Genomic DNA, 5,841 nt, shown 5'->3' with positions numbered 1-5,841 from the left:
TGGCCCAGGGATTTCCGACTGCGCCATAATGCGCGTTGTGGCCGGTTGGGCCGTAGGCGAATTCGGACATCTGCAAACTGCCGAGCCGAATTGTGCCAGCATCCTTGAGCCGCTGTAGCGCCGTCGAGGTCGTGGTCGCCACGAAATCGCGGCGGATTTTCGAGCCGCAGGTCACGACGTGACCCGCGTCGTAGTACATGTCCTTGTGGGCCAGCGGCACGCCGTGCAATGCGCCCTTGCGGTCGCCGCGCGCCAGCGCCGCATCGGCGGAATCCGCGGCCTTCAGCGCCGCATCGGCCTCGATCGACATGAAAGCGTTGAGCTTGGGATCGAGCTTCGCGATGCGATCGAGCAGCGCCTGGGTAACTTCGCGCGACGAGATCGTCCTGTCCGCGATCGCCTGCGCGACCTGCGTCAGCGTCAAAAGAGTCGGATCGCTCACTTGGTGGCTCCCGACAACTGCACCGCAACGTAGGTCGCCGGCTCCAGATCGAACGGCAACCTCCCCGAAATCGGCGCGAAGCCGTCGAAGCCAGGGCCGATCGAATTGGCGATGCGCGCAGCCTCTTCGTCGTTCACCGGCGCGCCGGCGATCTCCGCCATCGCCTTGATGGTTGCAGGGTCGGGCTTTCTCATTGAACGGGTTCTCCTTCAGGCGCGGCGCTATGGCCCGAGCCTGGTATCACCATCAAGCAGGCGGCCTGATGGCCGCTCTTGCTGACAGGAGACAATAGCGGCTTGATCTTGGAACACACAGCCTCGGCAAACGGGCAGCGGGTATGAAACCGGCAGCCGTCGGGCGGATCGATCGGGTTGGGCGGATCGCCGGAGATCGGCGGCACTTCGGTGCGCTTGTCCGGATCAGACGACGGCATCGCAGCGAGCAACGCCCGCGTATAGGGATGCGCGGGCTGATCCCAGACGTCATCGACCGGACCGAGCTCGACGACCTCGCCGAGATACATCACCAGCACGCGGTCGGAGATGTAGCGCACCACGTTGAGATCGTGGCTGATGAACAGATAGGTCAGGCCGAACTCGCGCTTGAGATCGACCAGCAGATTGAGCACCTGAGCCTCGACCGATTTGTCGAGCGCCGACACCGCTTCGTCGAGGATCACCAGCCGCGGCGACAGCGCCAGCGCGCGGGCGATGTTGACGCGCTGGCGCTGGCCACCGGAGACTTCGTGCGGGTAGCGGTTGGCAAAGGTCTCGGGCCGCAGCCCGACCTTGCCGAGCAGCTCGCGCGCAAGCGCCCTCGCCTCACTGTCCGCCATGCCGTGGACCTTGGGGCCGAACGCGATCGACTCCTCGATCGTCAGCCGCGGGTTCAGCGACGCGTAGCTGTCCTGAAACACCATCTGCATGCCGCGGCGCAACTCGCGCAGACTGAGTTCGCGGCCAACGGCGCGGCCGTCATAGATGATGTCGCCGCCGTTGCGCGGCATCAGATGCATCAGCAGTCGCGCGGTGGTGGACTTGCCGCAGCCGGATTCGCCGACGATACCGACGGTCTCGCCTTTGGCCACGGAAAAATTCACGTCATCGACCGCGCGCACGATCTTGCTCGGCGCGAACAGACCGCCGCGCACCGGGAAGTGCTTGGTCAATCCGGACACTTGCAGCAGCGGCTGCGCGGCACCGCCGATATCCTCGATCGGCTCGAGCGCGTGCGGGAGTTCGGCAATCTCCGTCATGACCTAACTCCGGATGTCCATGGCGCTGCGCATGCCGTCACTGAGCAGGTTGAAGCAGATCGACACCGCGAAGATCATCGCGCCGGGCAACGCCGCCACCCAGGGATTGACGTAGATCGCTGTGCGCAGCGTGTTCAGCATCAGGCCCCATTCCGGCTCCGGCGGCTTGGTGCCGAGGCCGAGGAACGACAGGCCGGCGGCGAGGATCATCGATACCGAGATCAGCCCGGTGGCATAGACGAAGATCGGGCCGAGCACGTTTGCGAGCATGTGCACGCGCATGATGGTCAGCGGCCCGGCGCCGGAGGCGCGCGCCGCCTCGACAAAATCCATGTTGCGCACGCCCGTGGTGACCCTCTCGGCGAACGCGGTGATCTGCGGCATGAACACGATGGTGAGCGACACGATCGAGTTGTGATGCCGCCCCGAGCGCGCCGGAGATCGCGATCGCCAGCAGCACCGACGGAAAGGCGTAGAACACGTCGATGGTGCGCATGATCGCGGTGTTGACCTTGCCGCCGACATAGCCGGCGACGAGACCGAGCGAGGTACCGAGCGTGAAGGCGAGCACCACCGGCAGAATGCCGATCAGCAGCGACAGCCGGCCGCCATAGATCAGGCGTGACAGCATATCGCGGCCGAGTTCGTCGCTGCCGAGCGGGTAGTGCGGCGTTCCGATCGGCTTGAGGCGGCGGATCATCGAGCCCTGATAGGGATCGGCGAGATGCAGATAGGGCGCCAGCAGCGCGGCCAGGAAGATCGCGATCAGGATCAGCGCGCAGGCGACGCTGACCTTGTCGCGCAGCAGGCGGCGGCCGACCGTCGCCCAATAGCCGCGGCTGGAGCCGGCGGGCGCGATCTGCAGCGCGCTGTCGTCGAGTGTGGTCATCGCCATCCGCTCACGCCCGCTTGATGCGCGGATCGATCGCCGCCTGGGCGATGTCCACGAGCAGATTGAGGAACACGAAGAACAGCGCCAGCACCAGGATCGTGCCCTGCAGCAGCGGCAGGTCGCGCTGGAAGATTGCGGAGTTGAGCAGCAGGCCCGAGCCAGGCCACGAGAACACCGTCTCGATCAGGATCGAGCCGCCGAGCATGTAGCCGAGCTGCAGGCCCATCACCGCCAGCGCGGTCGGCGCGGCGTTCTTCAGCACGTGACGGAACACCTGGCCTTCGCCAAGTCCCTTGGCGCGGAGCGCGTCGACGAAATCCTGCGACAGGATATCGCCGGTCAGCGCCCGCACCGTGCGGGTGACGATGCCCATCGGGATCACAGAGGTAGTGATCGCCGGCAACACCAGAAACCGCAGATGCGCCCAGTCCCACGCCCATTGGCCGGAGCCGCCCGGCCCGGCGCCGACCGCGGGCAGCCAGTTGAGCTGGACCGAGAAAATGATCACCAGCACCATGCCGAGCCAATAATGCGGCACCGAGACGCCGGCGATGGCGACCCCGGTCGAAACCTTGTCGACCCAGGTGTCGCGGAAGTAACCGGCCAAGAGGCCGAACAGCAAGCCGAACGAGAAGCCGATGATCGCCGCGGCGATGGCAAGCATCACGGTGTTGCCGACCGCGCGCATGACTTCGGTGAGCACCGGACGGCCGGTGGCGATCGAGGTGCCGAGATCGCCGTGCAGGGCCTTGAGCAGCCACAGGCCGAACTGCACCGGCAGCGGCCGGTCGAAGCCGTAGGCGGCGCGCAGCTGCGCGGCGAGTTCCTGCGAGGCGTCGGCCGGCAGCACAGCGACCAGCGGATCACCGGGCGTGATGTGCACCAGCATGAAGCACACCAGCGCGACGCTGAGCACGATCGGAATCACATAGACGAGGCGGCGGGCGATGTAGGAGAGCACGGCGTTCCTTCAGAAGCGCAACGACAGCGGAGTGAGATAGGCCAGCGTCGTCGGCCTCTCTTTTGTCGTCATGCCCGGGCTTGACCCGGGCATCCACGATCACGAGCACAGTGCCGGTTGCCGTGGATGGCCGGGTCAAGCCCGGCCATGACGTGGAAAGGGCGGTACGCGGCCGCGAGCAACGCGGCCGCGGCTAGTTACAACCCAACGATTACTTCTCCATCGTCACCGGCGAGAAGTCGACGAACCAGCTCTTCGGTTGCACGAAGCCCTTGATCTTCGGGCTGAGCGCGCGGGGGCCGACATCGTGGGCGACGTAGAGGAAGGCCGCGTCGTCGATCGAGGCGGCGTTGAGTTCGGCCAGTGCTTCGTCACGCTCCTTGTCGTCGAAGCTGGTACGCGCCTTCTTCACCAGTTCGTCGAACTTCGGGTTGTTGATGTAACCCCAATTGTTCGACACCGGCGGCGCCATCGACGATTGCAGGAAGCGCACCAGCGCGAAGAACGGATCCATCGCCGCGTAGGTGACGTTGATGGCGTCGGATCCGTTGGCGCTCGGATCCTTGACGCCGCGGCGCCAGTTGGTGAACAGCGTGTTCCATTCGATGACGTCGAGCTTGACGTCGAAGTAACACTCGGCCAGCGCCTGCTGCAGATATTCGTTCATCGGCAGCGGCAGCATCTGGCCGGAGCCCGACGCCGAGGTCTGCACCTTGACGGTGAGCTTCTTGTCCGGGCCGTAACCGGCTTCCTTCATCAGCTTCTGCGCCGCCGGCAGATCGTACTTGATCTGGAATTGCGGCTTGCCGCGCCAAGGATGGCCGGGCTCGAAGGTGCCCGTGGCCGGCACCATCAGGCCGGCGAGCAGACCGTCGCGCAGGCCTTCGCGATCGATGCAGAGGTTGGCGGCACGGCGGACGCGGATGTCGTTCCACGGCGAGCCCTCGACGCGCGAGAACTGCCACGGCCAGACATGCGGCTGCTCGTTCTTCTCGATCTTGAAGCCGCGCGCCTCGATCTCCTTCACGGCGTCGGGCGCCGGCGCTTCGATCCAGTCGACCTGACCGGACAGCAGAGCGGCGGTCCGGGCGTTGGCTTCGGGCATCGGCAGCAGCACCATGCGGTCGACATGCGGCACGCGCGCCTTGTCCCAATAGGCTTCGTTCTTCACCAGTTCGAGCCGCTCGCGCGGCGTGAACTTCGCCATCTTCCACGGGCCGGTGCCCGACGCATCCTTGGCGAAAGCAGCCCACGCAGCCGTCGACTTCGCTTTGGCGTCCGCGCCCTCGGCCTTGTCGTACAGCGCCTGCCATTTGGCCGGGCTGGCCATGAACAGATTGGTGAGGTTGATCGGCAGGAAGCTGTCCGGCTCCTTGGTGGTCAGCTCGACCGTCAGATTGTCGATCTTCTTGCGGAGACGAGAGTCGGCATGCGCGAAGCGGTGACGCCGACCTGGCTCGGATCGTACTGCACTGCCTCCTTATTGAGCACCTTGTCGACATTCCAGACCACGGCGTCGGCGTTGAAAGTCCGAACCATCGTGGAATTTCACACCCGGACGCAGCTTGAAGGTCCATTTTGTCTTGTCGGCAGGATCGACTTTCCACTCCGTCGCGAGGCCCGGGATCACCACGCTGGCCTTGGTGGCGGACGACAGATCCCACATCGTCAGCCCGTCATACATCGTCAGGCCGGTGAAGCGATTGCCTTCAAACCCCTGATCCGGCTGGCCCAGCGTGCGCGGAATATCGGCAGCGGTCATGCCGATGCGCAGCACGGATTCGGCGGAAGCCGGCAGCGCGATGCTGCTGAGCAGAGCGGCCAAAACCAGTGCGACACGGCGGCCGGCAAAACGACGATCACGCATAGAAGACGTCCCCTACAGAAACAAAGTCTCGGCCACATCGCGCGATGCGGGCCACTGCCCAGGCAATGCAATGCATGTGCCAGCGAAGGCGGCAGAGTGCGCTTTACGTATACATCTCCCGCTCCGGCGCGGTGCCTTCGGGCAATTCCGTGTGATTTGGCATCCGCATTGCAAGAAGCCGCGCATCGAAGATGCGGCGCCCAACATGCGGCGCATCGATGCGGCGACGAATGACCGGTGCCGCATCGCTATTCAGGAGATCGGGAAGATCATGAGGCGAGTCAAAACCGCGTTGATGCTGGCCGCGATGATGGCCGCAAGCGCTTTCGGGACGGCGCAGGCGGAGTCCGTGGTGCGTTACGGCATCTCGATGGCGGACATTCCGTTGACCACCGGCCAGCCCGACCGCGGCGCCGGCGCGTAT

5 protein-coding genes and 2 pseudogenes are annotated in these 5,841 nt (G+C 65.1%); 1 reads left to right on the top strand and 6 read right to left on the bottom strand.

Annotated elements, in window-relative coordinates; all coding sequences use genetic code 11:
- The 6 genes and pseudogenes from I5M_RS12260 to I5M_RS29640 all read right to left on the bottom strand — a co-directional run.
- On the bottom strand, nt 1–442 hold a 442-nt coding region (locus I5M_RS12260; protein ID WP_148287866.1), incomplete at its 3' end, for an amidase.
- Nucleotides 439–636, bottom strand: a complete 198-nt coding sequence (locus tag I5M_RS12255; protein WP_022721671.1) for a hypothetical protein — start codon at nt 634–636, stop codon at nt 439–441. The genes I5M_RS12260 and I5M_RS12255, both read right to left, overlap by 4 nt.
- Entirely contained in the window at nt 633–1,697 is a 1,065-nt protein-coding gene (locus I5M_RS12250; RefSeq protein WP_022721670.1) for an ABC transporter ATP-binding protein, read from the bottom strand. Before I5M_RS12250 ends, I5M_RS12255 begins: the two co-directional genes overlap by 4 nt.
- Before the next feature lie 3 nt (nt 1,698–1,700).
- A pseudogene (locus I5M_RS29645) lies at nt 1,701–2,586 on the bottom strand (ABC transporter permease).
- A 10-nt stretch (nt 2,587–2,596) separates the two neighbouring features.
- On the bottom strand, nt 2,597–3,550 hold the full coding sequence (locus tag I5M_RS12240) for an ABC transporter permease (RefSeq protein ID WP_022721669.1): 954 nt from the start codon (nt 3,548–3,550) through the stop codon (nt 2,597–2,599).
- Between the two features lie 211 nt (nt 3,551–3,761).
- Nucleotides 3,762–5,216 (bottom strand): annotated as a pseudogene (locus I5M_RS29640) (ABC transporter substrate-binding protein).
- Between the two features lie 406 nt (nt 5,217–5,622).
- On the opposite strand from I5M_RS29640, the gene I5M_RS29635 reads away from it, so the two are divergent.
- On the top strand, nt 5,623–5,841 hold a 219-nt coding region (locus I5M_RS29635), incomplete at its 3' end, for a hypothetical protein (RefSeq protein WP_148287865.1).

It is taken from the genome of Rhodopseudomonas sp. B29 (assembly GCF_000333455.1).
Taxonomy (GTDB): Bacteria; Pseudomonadota; Alphaproteobacteria; order Rhizobiales; family Xanthobacteraceae; genus Rhodopseudomonas.
The sequence above is the reverse complement of the archived record's forward strand: the minus strand, read 5'-3'. Positions and strand labels throughout refer to the sequence as shown.

What these genes read in the sequence shown, in the direction of transcription:
- I5M_RS12255 (WP_022721671.1), bottom strand. Translation starts at nt 636, where the DNA reads ATGAGAAAGCCCGACCCTGCAACCATCAAGGCGATGGCGGAGATCGCC.
- I5M_RS12250 (WP_022721670.1), bottom strand. Translation starts at nt 1,697, where the DNA reads ATGACGGAGATTGCCGAACTCCCGCACGCGCTCGAGCCGATCGAGGAT.